This window comes from Streptomyces sp. NPDC050315 (genome assembly GCF_040655775.1).
GTDB lineage: Bacteria > Actinomycetota > Actinomycetes > Streptomycetales > Streptomycetaceae > Streptomyces.
Genome location: NZ_JBFAKN010000001.1, coordinates 1,396,221 through 1,416,778, shown reverse-complemented (window position 1 = coordinate 1,416,778; position 20,558 = coordinate 1,396,221). Strand labels below are relative to the sequence as shown.

General features: G+C 71.8%; 10 protein-coding genes and 1 pseudogene. All 11 read left to right on the top strand.

Annotation, left to right across the window (positions count from 1 at the left end; all coding sequences use genetic code 11):
• Positions 1–14: 14 nt before the first annotated feature.
• Positions 15–1,355 (top strand): annotated as a pseudogene (locus tag AB0I82_RS06080) (beta-ketoacyl synthase N-terminal-like domain-containing protein); the annotation flags it as partial.
• Between the two features lie 45 nt (positions 1,356–1,400).
• On the top strand, positions 1,401–1,931 hold the full coding sequence (locus AB0I82_RS06075) for a flavin reductase family protein (protein WP_363255859.1): 531 nt from the start codon (positions 1,401–1,403) through the stop codon (positions 1,929–1,931).
• 3 nt (positions 1,932–1,934) lie between these two features.
• Positions 1,935–3,194 carry an LLM class flavin-dependent oxidoreductase gene (locus tag AB0I82_RS06070; RefSeq protein WP_363255858.1) on the top strand — a complete coding sequence of 420 codons (1,260 nt, stop codon included), beginning with the start codon at positions 1,935–1,937 and terminating at the stop codon, positions 3,192–3,194.
• Between the two features lie 153 nt (positions 3,195–3,347).
• Entirely contained in the window at positions 3,348–4,139 is a 792-nt protein-coding gene (locus AB0I82_RS06065; RefSeq protein ID WP_363255857.1) for an alpha/beta fold hydrolase, read from the top strand.
• Positions 4,136–5,773 carry an MFS transporter gene (locus tag AB0I82_RS06060; protein ID WP_363255856.1) on the top strand — a complete coding sequence of 546 codons (1,638 nt, stop codon included), beginning with the start codon at positions 4,136–4,138 and terminating at the stop codon, positions 5,771–5,773. The genes AB0I82_RS06065 and AB0I82_RS06060 overlap by 4 nt, the downstream gene beginning before the upstream one ends.
• A gap of 113 nt (positions 5,774–5,886) precedes the next feature.
• Complete coding sequence (locus AB0I82_RS06055) at positions 5,887–6,672, top strand: ABC transporter ATP-binding protein (RefSeq protein ID WP_363255855.1); 786 nt, start codon at positions 5,887–5,889, stop codon at positions 6,670–6,672.
• The gene (locus AB0I82_RS06050; RefSeq protein ID WP_363255854.1) at positions 6,672–9,212 is read left to right on the top strand and encodes an FtsX-like permease family protein; all 2,541 of its coding nucleotides are present in this window, start codon (positions 6,672–6,674) and stop codon (positions 9,210–9,212) included. The genes AB0I82_RS06055 and AB0I82_RS06050 overlap by 1 nt, the downstream gene beginning before the upstream one ends.
• A 153-nt stretch (positions 9,213–9,365) precedes the next feature.
• Complete coding sequence (locus AB0I82_RS06045; RefSeq protein WP_363255853.1) at positions 9,366–10,592, top strand: cytochrome P450; 1,227 nt, start codon at positions 9,366–9,368, stop codon at positions 10,590–10,592.
• 25 nt (positions 10,593–10,617) lie between these two features.
• Complete coding sequence (locus AB0I82_RS06040; RefSeq protein ID WP_363255852.1) at positions 10,618–11,808, top strand: DUF993 family protein; 1,191 nt, start codon at positions 10,618–10,620, stop codon at positions 11,806–11,808.
• A 58-nt stretch (positions 11,809–11,866) separates the two neighbouring features.
• Positions 11,867–13,273, top strand: a complete 1,407-nt coding sequence (locus tag AB0I82_RS06035; RefSeq protein WP_363255851.1) for an FAD-dependent oxidoreductase — start codon at positions 11,867–11,869, stop codon at positions 13,271–13,273.
• Between the two features lie 110 nt (positions 13,274–13,383).
• On the top strand, positions 13,384–20,556 hold the full coding sequence (locus AB0I82_RS06030) for an SDR family NAD(P)-dependent oxidoreductase (protein ID WP_363255850.1): 7,173 nt from the start codon (positions 13,384–13,386) through the stop codon (positions 20,554–20,556).
• Positions 20,557–20,558: the final 2 nt, after the last annotated feature.

The following is a 20,558-nucleotide window of genomic DNA, read 5'->3' as shown; positions in this document are numbered from 1 at the left end:
AGGCTGGACGCACCATGGAAGCTGAGCGGATCGTTGAGGCGCTCCGTACGTCACTGATGGACAACGAACGTCTCAAGAAGGAGAACGCGCGCCTCACCGCCGCCGCCACGGAACCCGTCGCGATCGTCGGGATGGCCTGCCGGTTCGCCGGCGACGTCAACTCCCCCGACGACCTGTGGGAGCTGCTGCGGGCCGGCCGCGACGGAGTGACCCGCTTCCCCGCCGACCGGGGCTGGGACATCGAGGGGCTCTACGACCCGGAGCACGGAGCCCCGGGCAAGAGCATCACCCGCGAGGGCGCGTTCCTCCACGACGCCGCGGACTTCGACGCGGACCTCTTCGGCATCTCGCCACGCGAGGCACTGGAGATGGACCCCCAGCAGCGGCTGCTGCTGGAGACCGCGTGGGAGACCTTCGAGCACGCCCGTATCGACCCGCTGTCCGTGAAGGGCAGCAGGACCGGTGTGTTCACCGGCCTGATGTACCACGAGTACGAGGGAGCGAGCACCGGCGGCAGCCTGGTCAGCGGCCGGATCGCCTTCACGCTGGGCCTGGAGGGCCCGGCGGTGACCGTCGACACCGCGTGTTCGTCCTCGCTCGTCGCGCTGCACCTGGCCATGCAGGCGCTGCGCCAGGGTGAGTGCACGCTCGCCCTGGCGGGCGGCGCGACCGTCATGGCCTCGCCGGAGACGTTCCAGTACTTCACCAAGCAGAAGGGACTCTCGGCCGACGGCCGCTGCCGGTCCTTCGCGGCCGCCGCGGACGGTACGGGCTGGGGCGAGGGCTCGGGCCTGCTCCTGCTGGAGCGGCTGTCGGACGCGCAGCGCAACGGCCGGCGGATCCTCGCGGTGGTCCGCGGCTCCGCGCTCAACCAGGACGGTGCGTCCAGCGGCCTGACCGTGCCCAACGGGCCCGCGCAGCAGCGCGTGATCCGGCAGGCGCTGGCCGGGGCCGGCCTGGACACCGGGGACATCGATGCCGTGGACGCCCATGGCACGGCCACCAGACTCGGTGATCCGATCGAGGCGCAGGCACTGCTGGCGACGTACGGGCAGGGGCGCGGCGCGGACCGGCCGCTGTGGCTGGGCTCGGTGAAGTCCAACCTCGGGCACACCCAGGCCGCGGCCGGCGTCGCCTCCGTCATCAAGATGGTGCAGGCCGTCCGGCACGGCATCCTGCCCCGCACGCTGCACGTGGACGAGCCGACCCCGCGCGTGGACTGGTCGGCGGGGCAGGTGCGGCTGCTGACCGAGGAACAGCCCTGGCCCGAAACGGGCCGGCCGCGCCGGGCGGGGGTCTCCTCCTTCGGCATCAGCGGCACCAACGCGCACGTGATCATCGAACAGGCCCCGGCCGCCGCCCCCGAGGGCGCGGCGGCGTGAATCAGGGATGAGGGTCCCATGACAACTCCCGCGTATTCCGCGGCGCTGGCGGACCGGATATCGCCGACGGAATTCCGGCGGGTGCTCGGCCACTTCTGCAGCGGGCTCACCATCGTCGCGGGAATGTCCGACGGCCAGCCCGTCGGATTCACCTGCCAGTCCTTTTCCTCGCTCTCGCTCGACCCACCGCTGGTGACGTTCTCGGTGGCCCGTACGTCCACCAGCTGGCCCCGGATCCGGGACACCGGCGCGTTCTGCGTCAGCATTCTCACCGCCGCACAGGAAAAGGCCTGCCGGGCCTTCGCGGTCAGCGGCGCCGACAAATTCGCGGGCGTGGCCTGGACGCCGGGCCCGGCCACCGGATCACCGGTCATCGACGGCTCGCTCGCCTGGATCGACTGCGGCATCGAGGCCGTCCACCCCGGTGGCGACCACCTGATCGTCGTCGGCCGGGTCCGCGCCCTGCAGGCGGCCGCGGCCGATGCCGCGCCGCTGCTGTTCTACCGCGCCGCCTTCCTGCCACCCACCCGCCACCCACTGGAGGACTGACCCATGCGTTTCGGCCTGATCTACCACCACCAGCTCCCGCGGCCCTGGGCCGAGGACAGCGAGGAGCGCCTCTACAACGAGTCCCTGGAGCAGATCGAACTGGCGGACCGGCTCGGCTTCGACTACGCCTGGGCGACCGAGCACCACTTCCTGGAGGAGTACTCGCACTCCTCCGCGCCCGAGGTCTTCCTCGCCGCCGCGGCCGCCCGGACCCGCAACATCCGCCTGGCCCACGGCATCGTCTCGCTGCCGCCCGCCGTCAACCACCCGGCCCGGGTCGCCGAGCGCCTCGCCACGCTGGACCTCATCTCCGGCGGCCGCGTCGACTTCGGTACCGGCGCGGGCAGTTCACAGCTGGAGCTGGAAGCCTTCGGCGTCGACCGGGACACCAAGAAGGACCAGTGGCGGGAGGCCCTGGAGGTGGTGACCCGGCTGCTCACCGAGACGCCGTTCACCGGGCACCAGGGCACCTATGTCAACATCCCGCCGCGCAACCTGCTGCCCAAGCCCAAGCAGCGGCCGCACCCGCCGCTGTGGATGGCGTGCAGCGCCCGTACGACCATCGAGACCGCGGCCCGGCACGGGCTCGGCGCGCTCTCCTTCTCCTTCGTCTCCCCCGAGGAGGCCAAGGAGTGGGTGGACACCTACTACCGCATCATCGAGTCCGAGGAGTGCGTGCCGGTCGGCAAGACCGTCAACCCGAACTTCTCCGTCGTGCTGCCCTTCATGTGCCACCAGGACGAGGACACGGCGCTGGACCGGGGGCTGGACGGTGCGCACTTCTTCTCGTACTCCCTGATGCACTACTACATCACCGGGCAGCACCGGCCCGGCACCAGCGATGTGTGGCAGGAGTTCCAGGACAACCGCGAGGCCGCCGGGCTCACCCGCGAGCCCGCCGCGCCGGCCGGCGGCGAGGAGCCCAGCCCCGAGGCCAAGGCGATGATGGCGCAGATCACCTCGCTGCGGCGGGGCATCGGAACGCCCGAGCAGATCACCGACCTCGTGCGGCGCTACGAGGCGGCGGGCGTGGACCAGATCATCTTCTCGGTGCAGACCGGCAAGAACCGGCACGACCACATCTGCGAATCGCTCGAACTCTTCGCCGCCGAGGTGCTGCCGGAATTCACGGAGCGCCGCGAGGAGACCGACAGGGCGAAGCAGGAGCGGCTCGCGGTCGCGATCAAGGCCGCCCTGACCAGGGTGAAGACCAACACGGACGATGTCTCCGACTATGTGATCTCGCCCGAGCTGGGAGCCTGACGGCCCGATGGCACCGGCTCTTAGGGGGCGCGGACAGCGATTTAGGGGCCGCATCCCTGGCTGCTCCGGGCCTTGCCCGGCTTGACTTGCAATGTATTCGTGAACCGCCCGTCATGTGCGGGCGGTTCCTTATTGAAGGGATACCGAAGGGACATGGCAGGAGTGTCTTCAGACACCGGTGCCTGGATCCGGCGCTTCCATCCGGCGCCTGATGCTGTGACCCGACTCGTCTGCTTCCCGCACGCCGGCGGGTCGGCTTCGTACTTCTTCCCGGTCTCGCGGGCGCTGTCGCCGGGGATCGACGTACTGGCCGTGCAGTATCCGGGACGTCAGGACCGGCGCGGCGAACCGTGCATCGACGACATCGACCGGCTCGCCGACGCGTTGCTGCCCGAACTGCTGCGCTGGGCCGACCGCCCGCTGACGCTCTTCGGCCACAGCATGGGCGCCTCGCTCGGTTTCGAGGTGGCCAGGAAGCTGGAGGCGCGCGGCAGCACGGTACTGGGGCTGTTCGCGTCCGGGCGCCGGGCACCGTCGCGGTTCCGCGACGAGCGGGTGCATCTGCGTACCGACGACCAGCTCCTCGCCGACATCACCCGGCTGAGCGGCACCGACGCCGCGGTGCTCGGTGATCCGGAGATGGTCCGCATGATCCTCCCGGCCGTGCGCAGCGACTACAAGGCAGCCGAGTCCTACCGGTTCCGGGGCGGCCCGAAGCTGGCCGCTCCGGTCATTGCCCTCACGGGCGACGCGGATCCCCAGGTCACTCGCGACGAAGCCGAGGCATGGCGCGAGCACACCGACGGCTCCTTCGAGCTGAAGGTCTTCCCCGGCGGGCACTTCTACCTCAATTCCCAGTCGGCGCGGGTCCTCGAGGCCATCCGTGGCCATGTCGAGCAGGCGGCGCCGGTACGCACTCCCGACGAACGAGGAGCCGTGGCATGACCGCCAACGACGAGGACGTGAACGGTACGGCAGGTGGTGCCGCGGGCCCGCGGGCCGGGCGCAAGGAGTGGCTGGCGCTCGGTGTCCTCGTGCTGCCGCTGCTGCTCATCTCCATGGACATGACGGTGCTGTATTTCGCGGTGCCGTCCATCGCCGCCCATCTGGGGCCCAGCAGCACCCAGCAGCTCTGGATGATCGACATCTATGCCTTCGTGCTGTCCGGCATGCTCATCACGATGGGCAGCGTCGGTGATCTCATCGGCCGCAGACGCCTGTTGATGATCGGTGCGATGCTGTTCGGCGCGGCCTCGGTGCTCGCCGCGTACGCCAACAGCCCCGAGATGCTGATTCTCGCCCGCACGCTGCAGGGCCTGGGCGGCGCGACGCTGATGCCGTCGACGCTCTCCCTGGTCAGCAACATGTTCCGGAACGAGCAGCAGCGCCGTACGGCCATCTCCATCTGGGCGATCGGCAACTCCGCCGGCTCCGCGATCGGTCCCGTCATCAGCGGCAGCCTGCTGAACAACTTCTGGTGGGGCTCGATCTTCCTGATCAACGTGCCCGTGCTGGTCGTCATGCTCGCCCTGGTGCCGAAACTGGTACCGGAGTTCCGCCGGCCGCGGGCCGACGTGGGCCGGTTCGATGTGCTCAGCGCGCTGCTGTCGCTGGTCGGTGTGCTCTCGGTGATCTGGGGGCTGAAGGAGGTCGCCACCAAGGGCCTGGAGCTGCCCCGCGTGGCCGCCATGGTGTTCGGCATCGTCGTCCTCGGTGTGTTCCTGCGGCGGCAGACGAGGCTGACCCACCCGATGATCGACCCCAAGCTGTTCAAGCGGAAGGGCTTCAGCCCGGCGATCAGCCTCAGTCTGCTGTCCTTCGCCTGCCTGATCGGCTTCAGCGTCTTCACCACTCAGTACCTCATGGACGTGCTGAACATGCGGCCGCTGGAAGCGGCCCTGTGGACCATGCCGCCGCCCGCGCTGACCATGCTGCTCGCGCCGTTCGCGGTGGTGCTGGCCAACCGGGTGCCGCCCGCCTATGTGATCGGCGGCGCTTTCGTCCTGGTCGGGGCGGGCTTCCTGGTGATGACGCAGGTGACCGTCCAGCAGAACCTGCCGGTGGTCATCGGTGGCGCGACGGCCATCGGGGTCGGCGCCGCGATCGTCCTGACCCTGGTCACCGACCTTGTGGTGGCCGCCGCTCCACCCGAGCGTGCAGGGTCCGTGTCCGCGCTCACCCAGACCTTCCAGGACTTCGGCGGCGCCCTGGGCATCGCCGTCTTCGGCAGCATCGGCGCCGCCGTGTACCGCGGCGCCATGGCGGACAACAAGCCGGCCGGGGTTCCCGGGGACGTACTGGAGAGCGCTCGGCAGACCCTCGGGGGAGCGGTGGAAGCGGCCGGCCGGCTGTCGGGGGAGGCGTCCCAGGCGCTGCTGTCCGTTGCCGACTCCGCCTTCACGGACGCGATGCGGGTGGCCGCCGTCTTCGGAGCGGTCGTCGCCCTGGCCACCGCCGTGTTCACCGTGTGGCGCCTGCACCACGTGCGCAACACCCCGCAGGACGGTGCCACCGCCCCCGACACCACCGTCGAGCGGGAGGAAGTGGCCGCTGTCACCACCCTGCAAAAGGGGGGCTAGCACCACCCCCAGCGGCGTCTTAAGCCCATACCGGGGAGCTGCGGCGCTTCCTAATCTCGTACCTGAGATCGCGCAGGCGACAGACGAGAAAACTGAAGGCTGAGGAGAGGCAAGTGGACACACTTGGCAACGGGGGCATCACGGAGACCGTCCGCCTGGACTCCGTGGAGAAGGTCTACACGAGGGGCAGCACGTCCGTCGCCGCGCTGGCGGGTGTGTCCCTCGGCTTCCACAAGGGGACCTTCACCGCCGTGATGGGGCCCTCCGGCTCCGGCAAGAGCACCCTGCTGCACTGCGCGGCGGGTCTCGACGAGCCGACCGCCGGTGCGGTGACCATCGACGGCATCAGCCTTCAGGGCAAGAGCGAGACCGAGCTGACCCTGCTCCGGCGGGAGCGGATCGGCTTCATCTTCCAGGCGTTCAACCTGCTGCCCGCGCTGACCGTGACGCAGAACATCGTCCTGCCGCTCCAGCTCGCCGGGCGCAAACCCAACAAGAACCTGGTGCGGCAGGTCATCCAGAGCGTCGGCCTCACCGATCGGGCGGGGCATCGTCCCACCGAGCTGTCCGGCGGCCAGCAGCAGCGGGTCGCCATCGCGCGAGCCCTGGTCAGCCGGCCCGCGGTGATCTTCGCCGACGAGCCGACCGGCGCACTGGACACCCGCACCGCACGCGAGGTGCTCTCGCTGCTCGCGGACTCCGTCCACCAGAGCGGCCAGACCATCGTGATGGTCACCCACGACCCGGTCGCCGCCTCCTACGCGGACCGCGTGGTCTTCCTCGCCGACGGCAAGCTCGCCACGGAGATGTACCACCCCTCGGCGGCCTCGGTCGCCGAGCAGATGACCCACCTCGGCGACGCCGTCGCCGCCCGCGCCTCGGTTGCCGGAGGCTTCTGATGTTCAAACTCTCCCTGCGAACAGTGCGTTTCCGCTGGCGGGCCTTCACGGCGACCTTCGTCGCGATGTTCCTCGCCGGAGCGATCATGACGGCCGCCGGCGCCATGATGGAGACCGGCCTGCGGGCCGTACTCCCGGCGCAGCGGCTGGATGCCGCGCCGATCCTCGTGGCCGGCAACGGCGAGTACGAAGAGGCCGGCAGTCCCGTCGCGCACCTCAGCGAACGCGTCCGCGTCGACGCCTCGCTGGCCGACAAGGTCGGCTCCCTGCCGGGTGTCGAGAAGGCGGTCGTCGACCGGTCCTTCGCGGCCACCGCACTCAAGGGCGACCGGCCCGTCGGCAAGGAGGAGAAGTCCTTCGGCCACGGCTGGGAGTCCGCGGCACTGATGCCGTACCGGCTGGCCGAGGGCAAGGCGCCGACCGCGCCCGGCCAGGTGGTCCTGGACTCCGGCGTCGCCAAGGAAGCCGGCGCCAAGGCCGGCGACTCCATCGCCGTGTCGCTGCAGGGGCGCACCCAGCAGTTCACCGTCACCGGAGTTGCCGAACCGTCCGCCGAGGCCGTGGAGTCCAGTCTCTTCTTCTCCACCGCCGACGCGGAGAAGTTCGCCCCGGCCCCGGGCAAGGCCGACTCCATCGGCCTGCTCACCGAGCCGGGCACCGACCTCAAGGCGCTGGAGCGCCAGGTCGACCAGGCGATCGCCGGCAGCGGCGCGATCACCCTCACCGGTGACGAGCGCGGCAAGGCCGAGTACGGCGACGTCGACATGACCGACCTCATCGTCATCGCGGGCCTGCTGGGCGCCCTCGCCCTCATGGTCGGCGTCCTCGGTGTCGCCTCCACCCTGTCGCTCTCCTTCCAGCAGCGCCACAAGGAAATGGCCCTGCTGCGGGCGATCGGCTCCACCCCGCGTCAGCTGCGCCGCATGATCGTCGGCGAGACTGTCGCCATCTCCGTCCTCGCCACGGCACTTGCCGCCTTCCCCGGCCTGGCCGCCGGCAAGTGGCTCTTCGACCAGCTGACCGCCACCGGCATCGCCCCCGAGGGCTTCGTCTTCTACCGCGGCTGGCTGCCCACCGCCATCGCCGTCGTGGTCGCGCTGCTCGCCTCCGGCATCGCCGCGATCGTCGCCGGCCGCCGCTCGACGCTGACCAAGCCGGCCGAGGCGCTCGCCGACGACGGCGGCGCGAAGTTCAAGCTGGGCAAGGTGCGCCCGATCATCGCGATCATCTGCTTCCTGCTCTGCGGTCAGCTCTGGTACGTCGCGCTGAACCTGGTGACCGGGCCGCTCATCGCCAGCCCGTCCACCTTCGCGTCGATCTTCTTCGCGATCGGTCTCGCGCTGCTCGGTCCGGTCATCGCCAAGGGCCTCACCGCGGTGCTGTCCCCGCTGCTGCGCGCGGTCTCCGGTCTCTCCGGATACCTCGCGGCGCTCAACACCCGTGCCAGGGCGGTCCGGATGGCCGCCGTGGTCACTCCGATCATGCTGCTGACCGGTATCGCCACCGCCAACCTCTACCTGATCTCCACCGAGAGCAGCGTCAAGAGCGTCTACACCGAGAACCTGGCCAGCGATGCCGTCCTGCGCGGCGGATCCGACGGCCTCGCGCCGGGCGTACTGGAGAAGGTGCGGGCGCTGCCCGAGGTCGGCGCGGCCTCGGAGTTCGTGGCCAGTACCGGCTTCATCGAGTCCCCCAAGGACCCGTGGGGCAACAAGGACCTGGAGGGCTGGCAGTTCCTCGGCTACACCCCGGAAGCGGCCGCGAAGGTCGGGGCCGCCGACGAGGTCAAGGGCCGGCTCGCCGACCTGAAGGGCAACTCCGTGGCCATCGCGGAGGCGTTCTCCAAGGAGCTCAAGGCCGGTATCGGTGACAGCATCACGCTGCGCTTCGGTGACGGAGCCACCGAGAAGCTGAAGATCGTCGCGCTCGTCGAGGCCAAGCCCAGCTTCGAGACGATCATGATGTCGGCGGACACCCTCGCCCGGCACACCCGGAGCCCGCTGCCCAGCCACATCGTGGTCGCCCCCAAGGCGGGCGCGGACGACGCGCAGCTCGCGACGGCCCTCGGTACGGTGGCCAAGCAGCTGCCCGGCACCGAGGTCGTCGACCGCGACCGGCTCACCGACGCCTTCGCCCACCACCTCGGCGCGCAGGCCCTGGTCAGCTACCTCATGATCGGCACGCTCCTGGGCTACATCACCATCTCGGTGATGAACACCCTGTGGCTGGCGATCCGCGGCCGCACCCGTGAGTTCGGGCTCCAGCGGCTCACCGGCGCCACCCGCGCCCAGGTGCTGCGGATGATGGCCTTCGAAGGCGGCATGACCGCCGGGATCGGCATCTTCCTCGGCACGCTGGTCGCTCCGATGACGCTGATCCCCTTCAGCCTCGCCCGGGCCGACTCGCCGACCCCGACCGGACCGATCTGGATGTACCTCGCCACGGTCGGGTTCGCGGGAGTGCTGACCATCGGCGCGACCCTGGTGCCGACCTGGCAGGCGCTGAAGGTACGGCCCATGGAGGCGGCGCTGCCCGCGTAAGAGAACGACAAGCCATATCCGGAATACCGGTTCAGCGTCCGTCCACCCCCGGGACGGGCGCTGAACCCATTTCCCCGAATTCCCCGTTCCGGTAGTCGATTTAGGGGTCGGTTAGGGGGCGGTCAAAGAGTTCCGGCCGCCTAGCCTGATTCCATGACTGACACCACCAGTGCGGAATCCGCCACCGCTCTTCCGTCTTTCCCGATGGAACGGAAGTGCCCCTACAGCCCGCCGCCCGCCTACGCGGAAATGCGCGCCGAAAACCCCGTGACCAAGGTGAAGCTGGCGCTCTCGGGCCGCGAGGTGTGGGTCGTGACCCGGCAGGAGGACGTCCGCCGGGTCCTGACCGCATCCGAGATGAGCTCCAGCGTCAAGCTCCCCGGGTACCCGCTGCAGTTCCCGGTGCCGGACGAGGTCCTGCAGACCATGGAACTCCCGCTGGTGGCGATGGACCCGCCGGACCACACGGTCCGCCGGCGCGCCATCATCCCCGAGCTCACCGTCAAGCGGATGCGGGCCCTGCGCCCGCGCATCCAGGAGATCGTCGACGAGCACATCGACGCCATGCTGGACCGGGGCGGCCCCGTCGACCTCGTCGAGGCGCTCGCCATCCCCGTGCCGTCGCTGCTGTTCTGCGAGCTGATGGGCGTCCCGCTGGAGGACATCAGCACCTTCCGCGCGTTCGCCGAGAAGACCGTCAAGAGCGACGTCTCGCCCGAGGAAGTGGGCGCCGCCACCGCGGAGATGGACGCCTACCTCGACAAGCTGGTCGCCGCCAAGACCGCGGAGGGCACCGACGATCTGCTCGGCCGGATCATCGAGCGCAACAAGGAAGAGCGCACGCTGGAGCACGGCGACATCGTGGCGCTCGCCCGCATGCTGCTCTTCGGCGGCTTCGACACCGTCACCAACATGATCGCCCTGGGCACCGCGACGCTGCTCAACCACCCCGCGCAGCTGGCCGAGATCAAGGCCGACCCCGCGCTCACCGACGTGGCGGTCGAGGAACTGCTGCGCTATCTGAGCATCGCCGACTCCGCCACCGGCCGGGTCGCGCTGGAGGACATCGAGATCGGCGGGCAGCTGATCCGCGCGGGCGAGGGCATCATCGCGCTCAACGGCTCGGCCAACCGCGACGAGACCGCCTTCGAGAACCCCGACGAGTTCGACATCCACCGCGAGATCAAGCTGCACTCGGCCTTCGGCCACGGCAACCACCAGTGCCCGGGCGCCTCCCTGGTGCGGATCGAACTGGAGATCGTCTTCAATACCCTCTTCGCCCGTATCCCGGGCCTGCGGCTGGCCGTGCCGGAGGACGAGCTCCAGTTCAAGAGCCACACCCTCATTTACGGCATGCACTCCCTGCCCGTCACCTGGTGAACCAGGCCCACTGAGAAGAGGCCCCGTGATCAAGCTCCCCGCGACCGACGGCAGCCTGACGGCCTATCAGCCGCGCGCCGAATCGCGCTCCTTCACGCCCGACAGCACTCCCTTCGCCGACCGCTCCGTACTCGCCGCCGCCCACGTCGTCGGCGATCCGCTGGCACCCAACGAGCCGTTCGGCCCGCCGCTCGGCCCGCCCCCGCCGCAGTCCCTCGACTGGGACGCCACCCTCGCCTTCCGCCGGCACCTGTGGTCCCACGGCTTCACCGTCGCCGAGGCCCTGGACACCGCACACCGCGGCGCCGGTCTCGACTGGCCCACCGCCGCCGAACTGATCCGCCGCTCCGGTGCCGAGGCCCGCGCGGTCGGCGGCCGGCTCGCCGTGGGCGTATGGACCGATCAGCTCGACCCGTTCGCCCAGCACAGCATCGACGACGTCAAGAAGGCGTACCTGGAGCAGCTGGAGGTCGCCGAGGAAGCCGGCGCCACCGCGATCATCCAGGCCAGCACAGCGCTCGCGCAGGCCGCCCGCACCCCCGAGGAGTACGCGGGCGTCTACGCCACGCTCCTCGCGCAGACCAGCCGCCCGGCCGTCCTCCACTGGCTGCTGCCCGAGTGGGTACCAGGACACGCCGGGTACTGGGGGCACGCCGAGGCCGAGCAGGCCACCCAGGCGTTCCTCGACCTGATCGCCACCCACCGGGACCGCATCGACGGTGTCAAGGTCGCCCCGCTGACCCCCGAGGCGGAGACCGCGCTGCGCCGCCGGCTGCCCGACGGCGTCCGCTTCTACACCGGCGACTACGACACGTACACCGACCTGATCGCGGGCGACGCACAGGGCCACAGCGACGCGCTCTCGCCCGTCTTCGACCTCCTCGCGCCGGTCGCCGCCGAGGCGTTCCGCACCCTCGACGCGGGCGACGAGCAGGGCTTCCGCGGCCGCCTGGACACCACTCTCCCGCTGGCCCGGCACGTCTTCGAAGGCCCCGGCCGCAGCACGCTGTTCTTCAAGACAGGGCTGGTCTTCCTGGCCTGGCTGGCCGGCCACGCCGAACACTCCCGCATGGTGTGGGCCGAGCAGGGCGCCCGCTCCGTACCGCACCTCGCCACGGCCTACCGGCTCGCCGACGAGCTGGGCCTCTTCCCGGACCCCGCGCTCGCCGCGCACCGCATCAAGCAGTACCTCGCCGTCTCCGGCGTCGCCCAGTGACCCGCCCGCACGCCGGCCACCGCACCGCGCGCACCCCGTTCCAGGAGGATTCCAGACCATGACCAGTGCAGTGGTGCTCGGCGGCGGGATGGCCGGCATGCTCGCGGCGGCGGCACTCGCCCGCCGCGCCGACCGCGTCACCGTCATCGAGAGCGACCGGTTCCCCGACGGTCCGGCCCCGCGCAAGGGCCTGCCGCAGGGCCACCACAACCACATGTTCATGAGTGGTGGCGCGCAGGCACTCGACGAGCTGCTCCCGGGCACCACCGACGCACTGTTCGCGGCCGGTGCCCGGCGCCGCGGTATGCCCGGTGACCTGCTGACACTCTCCGCCGAAGGCTGGTACCGGCGGCACCGCGGCGACGCGTACGTCATCGCCTGCAGCCGTGACCTCATCGACCACGTCGTCCGCACCCGGGTCCTCGCCGACAAGAAGATCACCGTGCTCGAGTCCGCCAAGGCCACCGGCCTGACCGGCGACCGTCACCGCATCACCGGCGTGCGCATCGACCGGGAGGGAGCCGAGGACGAAACCATCGACGCCGACCTCGTCGTTGACGCCACCGGGCGCCGCTCCCGGACCCCGCAGTGGCTCACCGAACTCGGGCTCCCCGAAGTCCAGGAGGAGCGGGTCGACGCCGGCTTCGCCTACGCCAGCCGCAGCTACGAAGCCCCCGAAGGCGTACCCGAAGACTTCCCCGGAGTACTCATCCAGGCCCGCTCCGGCACCGGAAGCCCCGGCCGCGGCGGTGCGCTGCTCCCCAACGAGGGCAACCGCTGGATCGTCGCCCTCATCGGTACCCGCGGTGGGCAGCCCCCCACCGACGAGGCCGGTTTCACGGCGTTCGCCAGGGAACTGCGCGACCCCGCCATCGCCGACCTGATGGCCGCGGCCACCCCCGCGGGCCCCATTCGCGCCTACCGCGGCATGCCCAACTGGCGCCGCCGGTACGAGAAGCTGCCGCTGCCCGAAGGCCTCGTCGTCATCGGCGACGCCGCCACCACCCTGAACCCGAACCACGCCACCGGCATGTCCATCGCCGCGCTCGGCGCGCTGGCCCTGCGCACCGAAGCCGCACGCCACGGCATCGCACCGGGCCTCGGCCGCGCCGCACAACAGGCCATCGCCAAGGCCGCCGACGGCCCCTGGCAAATGGCCGTCGGCGCCGACCAGTGGTTCCCCGGAGCCGAGCTGACCATCAAGCGCGCCCCCGAACCGCTGCGCCGGTTCACCGCCCGGTTCGCCCGGATGACTACGGAGAACGCCGCGCTGTCCAACGCGTCGTTCAATGTGGCGGCCCTGCACGCCCCGCCCAGCAGCATGATGACCCTGCCGGCGCTGCTGACCGTCGCCCGCGGACCGCGCCGGGCACCGCTCACCCGCGCACAGGCCATCGCCCAGTACCCGGAGTTCGGTGACCTGCTCAAGCCGGCGCCCGCGCATAGGGGCCGGGCAATCAAGTAAGGGGTTGGCGGGGCGGCCCGACGCAACCAGGATCGTTGCAGAGAGTTCCGGAATTCTTGGCCGGCCGCCAATCATTCATGTCAATCATGCCGTTTATGGGGGTGCCTTCGGTGAGCGGTGCGGAATTGCTTTCCGTCATTCCGTGGACCATTTCCGGAAAGAGCCCGGAAGCGCTGCGGGCCCAGGCGGCCCGGCTGCGCCAGTATGTGGCCGAGCGCCCCGCATACCGGCCCGTGGATGTCGCCCGCTCGCTGGCCACCACGCGCGCCGCGCTCACCCACCGCGCGGTCGTCGTCGCCCGGGGCCGGGACGGGCTGCTCACCGGACTCGACGCGCTGGCCGAAGGCAGCACCGCGGGCGACGAGGCCGCGGTGATCACCGGAGCCGCGGGCAACCCCCGGCTCGCCTTCGTCTTCCCCGGCCAGGGCTCGCAATGGGCCGGAATGGCCCTCGAACTCCTCGATACGGCCCCGGCGTACGCCGAGCGGATGACGCAGTGCCGCGACGCGCTGGCCGCCTTCGTCGACTGGGACCTGCTGGCCGTCCTGCGCCAGGAGCCGGACGCCCCCACGCTGGACCCGGTCGACGTGGTGCAGCCCGTGCTCTGGGCGGTCATGGTCTCCCTCGCCGCGCTGTGGCGGTCCTACGGTGTGGAGCCGTCCGCGGTCGTCGGCCACTCACAGGGCGAGATCGCCGCGGCGACCGTGGCCGGCGCGCTGTCCCTGGAGGACGGCGCCCGCGTCGTCGCCCTGCGCAGCCAGTTGATCGGCCGGAGCCTGGCGGGCAAGGGCGGCATGATGTCCGTACCGCTCCCGGCCCAGCAGCTCACCGAGCGGCTGCGGCCCTGGGAGGGCCGGGTCCAGCTGGCGGCCGTCAACGGTCCCGGCACCGCCGTCGTGTGCGGCGAGACCGCGGCCCTGGACGAGGTGCACGATCGGCTCACCGCGGACGGCGTACGCGCCAAGAAGATCCCGGTGGACTACGCCTCCCACTCGCACTACGTCGAAGCCGTCCGCGACGAACTCCTCGCCCTGCTCGCACCGGTGACGCCGCGCACCGCCTCCGTCGCCTTCTACTCGACCGTCACCGGCACGGTGCTCGACACCACCGCGCTCGACGCCGAGTACTGGTACACCAACCTGCGGCAGACCGTACGTTTCGAGGACGCCACCCGGGCCCTCCTCGCCGACGGCCACTCCCTCTTCGTCGAGTCCAGTCCGCACCCGATCCTCAAGATCGGCGTGGGCGAGACCATCGAGGCCACCGGCCGCCCCGCCGCCGTCATCGGATCGCTCCGCCGCGACCAGGGCGGCCTCGCCGACTTCACCGCTTCGCTCGCCGAGGCGTACGTCCGCGGTGTGCCCGTCGACTGGTCACCGTTCTTCGCGTCCGGTGACCTCGTCGACCTGCCGACGTACGCCTTCCGCCGCACCCGCTACTGGCTCGACGTGCCCATGCCCGGTACCGAGATCCAGCGCGTGGGCCAGGCCGCGCTCGACCACCCCCTGCTGGGCGCCACCGTCGAGCCCGCCGAACTCGGTGGCCACCTCTTCACCAGCCGCATCTCACGGCAGACCCACCCCTGGCTCGCCGACCACGAGGCGCTGGGCACGGTGCTGCTGCCCGGCACGGCCTTCGTGGAACTGGCCGTCCGCGCCGGGGACGAGGCCGGCTGCGACGTCCTGGAAGAACTCACCCTCCAGGCCCCCCTGGTCCTGCCGGAGTCCGGCGCCGTCGACCTCCAGGTACGGGTCGGCGGCGCCGACGAGCGGGGCGCACGGCCGGTCACCGTGCACTCCCGCGGCCCCGCCGAAGGCGCCCCCTGGACGTGCCACGCCACCGGCACCCTCACCACCGGCGCCCCGGCCCCCGCCTTCGACCTCGCCCAGTGGCCGCCGCAAGGGGCCGAGCCGATCGGCCTGGACGGCGCGTACGAGCGGCTGCTGACCCGCGGGTACGCGTACGGACCGGTCTTCCAGGGCCTCACGGCGGCCTGGCGCCGCGGCGACGAGCTGTTCGCCGAGGTCTCCCTCGACGCCCGGGCCCATGCCGACGCCGCCCGCTTCGGCCTCCACCCCGCGCTGCTGGACGCCGCGCTCCACCCCGAACTGGTCGCCGACGGAGACGAGAGCGGCGCGACGGTACTGCCGTTCGCGTGGAACGACGTCACCCTGCACGCGAGCGGCGCCACCGCGCTGCGGGTCCGCCTCGCCCCCGCCGACCAGGGCGGCACCGCCATCCAGGCGGCCGACGAGACCGGCGCTCCCGTACTGAGCGTGGGCGTGCTCGTCGCCAGGGCCGTCTCGGCACAGCAGCTCGAAGCGGCGAGCGGCAGCACGGCGGAACGCCCGTATCACCTGCGGTGGGTGGCCACGCCGCTCCCGGACACCGTTCCGGAAGCGGCGGACCTCGTCACACTGGGGCCAGCGCCCACGTTCCTGGACCTGCCGCACGCGGCGGACCTCGAAGAACTGCTGGCCGGTGCGGTGCCACCGGTCGTCCTGGTACCGCTCGCCGCAGACACACCGCCCGCCGACACACCGCCCGCCGATGTGCCCGCCGGCGTACGGGCCATGGCCCACCGGGTCCTGGACCTGCTGCGCACCTGGCTCGTGGACGAGCGGCTCGCCGACACCCGGCTCGTCTTCGTGACCCGTAACGCCGTATCGGCACCGGGCGTCCCGGACGCGGCGGACGGCCCGGACCTGACCGTCGCCCCCGTCTGGGGGCTGGTCCGCGCGGCCCAGGCCGAGAACCCCGGCCGGTTCGGCCTCGTCGACCTCGACGGCACCGAGGAATCACTGCGGGCCCTGGCCGCCGCGATCGACCACGGTGAGAGCGAACTCGTTTTGCGCACCGGCCAGGCGCTGCTGCCCCGCCTCGGCCACGCCCCGGAAACCACCGGCGAGCCGGCCGGGACCGACGCCTTCCCGGCCCTCGACCCCGAAGGCACCGTCCTGATCACCGGTGGCACCGGCGGGCTCGGCGCGATCACCGCGCGGCACCTGGCCGCCGAGCACGGTGTCCGGCACCTCCTGCTCACCAGCCGCCGCGGCGCGGACGCTCCCGGCGTCCCCGCACTCGTCGCCGAGCTGGAGACCGCGGGCGCCCAGGTGACCGTCGCCGCCTGCGATGTCGCCGACCGCGCCGCGCTCCGGCAGCTCCTCGCCGGCATTCCCGAAGCGCACCCGCTGACGGGCGTGGTGCACTCCGCCGGCATCCTCGACGACGGCATCGTCACGTCCCTCACCGACGAGCGGATCGACGCGGTCCTCGCGCCCAAGGCGGACGCCGCCTGGCACCTGCACGAGCTGACCGCCGACCGGGACCTCGCGCTGTTCGTCCTGTACTCCTCGGCTGCCGGCACTCTCGGCGCCGGCGGCCAGGCCAACTACGCGACCGCCAACGTCTTCCTGGACGCCCTGGCCCACCACCGCCGGGCCGCCGGGCTGCCCGCGACCTCCATGGCCTGGGGCCTGTGGGCGGCCGGCACCGGCATGACCGGGCAGCTCGGCGAGGCGGACATCGAGCGCCTGGCCCGGCAGGGCTTCCCCGCCATGTCGACCGCGGAGGGACTGGACCTCTTCGACGCGGCACTGCGCGACCCCGCCCGCACCCCCCTGCAACTCCTCCTGCACCTCAACCTTCACGCGCTGCGCACTCAGGCGCTGGCCGGCGACGCCCAGCCGGTCCTCCGCGACCTGGTACGCGTCCCGGCCCGCCAGGCCGCCCGTACCGGCGGAACCACGGGCGGCACCCTTCAGGACCGGCTCGTCCGGCTGCCGGACGCCGAGCAGGACCGGCTCCTGCTGGAGCTGGTCCGCACCCAGACCGCCGAAGTACTCGGCCATGCCTCGCCGGACGCCGTCGATCCCGACCGCGCCTTCAAGGAGCTCGGCTTCGACTCGCTGACCGCTGTCGAGCTCCGCAACCGGCTCGGCGCCGGGACCGGCCTGCGACTGCCCGCCACGCTGATCTTCGACCACCCCTCGGCCCGTGCGGTCGCGATGCTTCTGAAGGAGCGGGCACTCGGCGCCGAAGCAGGCACCACCGTGCACTCGCCCGGCACCGCGCGTCCCGACGACGAGCCCATCGCGATCGTCGCCATGGCCTGCCGCTTCCCCGGCGGCGTCAACAGCCCCGAAGACCTCTGGCGGCTGCTGATCGAGGAGCGGGAGACCGTATCGGAATTCCCCACCGACCGGGGCTGGGACATCGAGCGGATCTACGCCCCCGAACCCGGCACACCCGGCAGGACGTACACGACCTCCGGCGGCTTCCTCTACGACGCCGCCGAGTTCGACGCCCAGTTCTTCGGCATCGCCCCGAACGAAGCGCTGACCATGGACCCGCAGCAGCGGCTCCTGCTGGAGACCTCCTGGGAACTGCTGGAACGCGCGGGCATCGACCCGGGCACCCTCAAGGGCAGCCCCACGGGCGTCTTCACCGGCGCCATGTACCACGACTACGCGAACAGCAGCGCCACCGGCTCCATCGCCTCGGGCCGCCTCTCGTACACGTACGGCCTCGAAGGCCCCGCGGTGACGGTGGACACGGCGTGCTCGTCCTCCCTGGTCGCACTGCACCTGGCGATCCAGTCGCTGCGCTCGGGCGAGTGCACGCTCGCCCTGGCCGGCGGGGTCACCGTGATGGCCACCCCGGAAGTACTGATCGAGTTCGGCCTCCAGCAGGGCCTGTCGCCCGACGGCCGCTGCCGCTCCTTCGCCGAGTCGGCGGACGGCACCGGATTCTCCGAGGGCGTCGGCCTGCTCCTGGTGGAGCGGCTGTCGGACGCGCGCCGCAACAGGCACCCGGTCCTCGCGGTCGTCCGCGGCTCGGCCGTCAACCAGGACGGCGCGAGCAACGGCCTGTCCGCGCCGAACGGCCCCGCGCAGCAGCGCGTCATCCAGCGAGCCCTGGCCGCGTCGCAAATCGGCCCGTCGAAGGTCGACGCGGTCGAGGCACACGGCACCGGTACGACACTGGGCGACCCGATCGAGGCCCAGGCGCTGCTGGCGACGTACGGCCAGGACCGCCCGGACGGCACACCGCTGTGGCTGGGGTCCGTCAAATCCAACATCGGACATGCCCAGGCCGCGGCCGGCGTCGCCGGCGTCATCAAGATGGTCGAGGCCATGCGCCACGGCACCCTCCCCAAGTCACTGCACGCGGACGAGCGCTCCAGCAAGGTCGAATGGGACGCGGGCGCGGTCCAGCTGCTGTCCGAGGCCCGCGCCTGGCCGGACACCGGGCGCCCGCGCCGGGCGGGCGTCTCGTCCTTCGGCATCAGCGGCACCAACGCACACGTCGTCCTCGAACAGGCCCCGGCCGACGAGCCCGCAGCACCGGCGGCCACGGACCCGGCCGTCCCGCTGCCCTGGGTGCTCTCCGCGCGTACCCCGGGCGCCCTGCGCGCCCAGGCCGGCCGCCTCACCGAGCTACTGCGTCAGGAGCCGCACGCCCGGCCCGTCGACCTCGCGTACTCGCTCGCCACCACCCGGGCACCCCTGGAGCGGCGCGCCGCCTTCGTGGCACGGGACACCGCACAGGCGCTCCGCGCCCTGGAGACGCTCGCCGAGGGAGAGCTCCCGCCGGGAGCCGTACGGGAACAGGCCCGCTCCGGCGCCCCGACCGCCTTCCTCTTCACCGGACAGGGCGCACAGCGTCTCGGCATGGGCCGCGAGCTGCACCGCGCCTTCCCCGTCTTCGCGCGCGCCTTCGACACCGCGCTCGCGGAACTCGACCAGCACCTCGACCGCCCGCTGCGGGACGTGGTGTGGGGCGAGGACGCGGCACTGCTCCACCGCACCGCGTACGCCCAGCCCGCGCTTTTCGCCTTCGAGGTGGCGCTGTACCGGCTGGTGGAGTCCTGGGGAGTACGGCCCGGCTTCGTGGCCGGCCACTCGATCGGCGAGATCGCCGCCGCCCGGGTCGCCGATGTCCTGTCCCTCGCCGACGCGGCGAAGCTGGTGACCGCGCGCGGACGGCTGATGGACGCGCTGCCCGCGGGCGGCGCGATGGCGGCCGTACAGGCGACGGAAGAAGAAGTGCGGCCACGGCTGACCGACGGGGTGACCATCGCGGCGGTCAACGGCCCGGACTCCCTCGTGATTTCCGGCGCCGAATCCCAAGTACACGCCGTCCAGGACCACTTCACGACACTCGGCCGCCGGACGGCCCGCCTGAAGGTCTCGCACGCCTTCCACTCGCCCCTGATGGAGCCGATGCTCGCCGAGTTCGCGGAGATCGCGTCCGGACTGTCGTACGGCAGGCCGCAGATCCCGTTCGTCTCCACGCTCACCGGCGCCCCGGTCACCGACGAGCTGACGAACCCGGACTACTGGGTCCGCCACGTCCAGGAGGCGGTCCGCTTCGCCGAGGCCGTCAGCTGCCTGGACGCCCTGCACGTCGACACCTACCTCGAACTCGGTCCCGACGCGGTCCTCAGCGGCACCGGACCCGGCAGCGTGACCACCCGGCAGGACGGCAGGGAGCCCGCCTTCGTCCCGGCCCTGCGGCGGGACCGCGACGAGGAGGCCACCGTCGTGGCCGCGCTCGCGCAACTGCACGCCCGCGGTGCCGAAGTGGACTGGCCGGCGTTCTACGCCCGCCGGGACGCCCGCCGCGTCCCCCTCCCGACGTACGCCTTCCAGCGCAAGCCGTACTGGCTCGCCGCGGAGCCCGGCGCCGTATCCGCCCCTGCTCCGGCCCGGGACGGCGATCACAGTGGCGCCGCGACCGGTGACGACACCGCGCCCTGGCAGGCCATCACCGAGCTCACCGGGACCGAACGGGAGCGCGCGGCCCTGGAATTCGTACGCCGACAGGTCGCCGGTGTCCTCGGCATCGAATCCCTCGACGACGTGGAGCCGGACCGCGCCTTCCAGGAACTCGGCTTCGACTCGGTCGCCGCCGTCGAACTGCGCAGACGACTGACCGCGGCCACCGGCATCGACCTGCCGGCCACCCTCGTCTTCGACCACCCGGCAGCCCGCTCCGTCACCGGACTCCTGCTCGCCGGGACCGCCCCGGACGGCGACGACCCCGTCCGGCGCGCACTCACCGAACTCGACCGCGTGGCGGCGGCCCTGGATGCCGAACTCCACGCACACGGGCCGGACAGCGAGGCCGGTGCGCGCATCGCCGCCCGCATGGAGGCGGCCCTGCGCAGATGGCGGGACGCCCGAGGCACCGGCCCGACGGATGACGGAGCATCCGGCGACTACGGGTCCGCGACCGATGACGAACTGTTCCAGGCGCTGGACAACCTGGAGATTGGCTGATG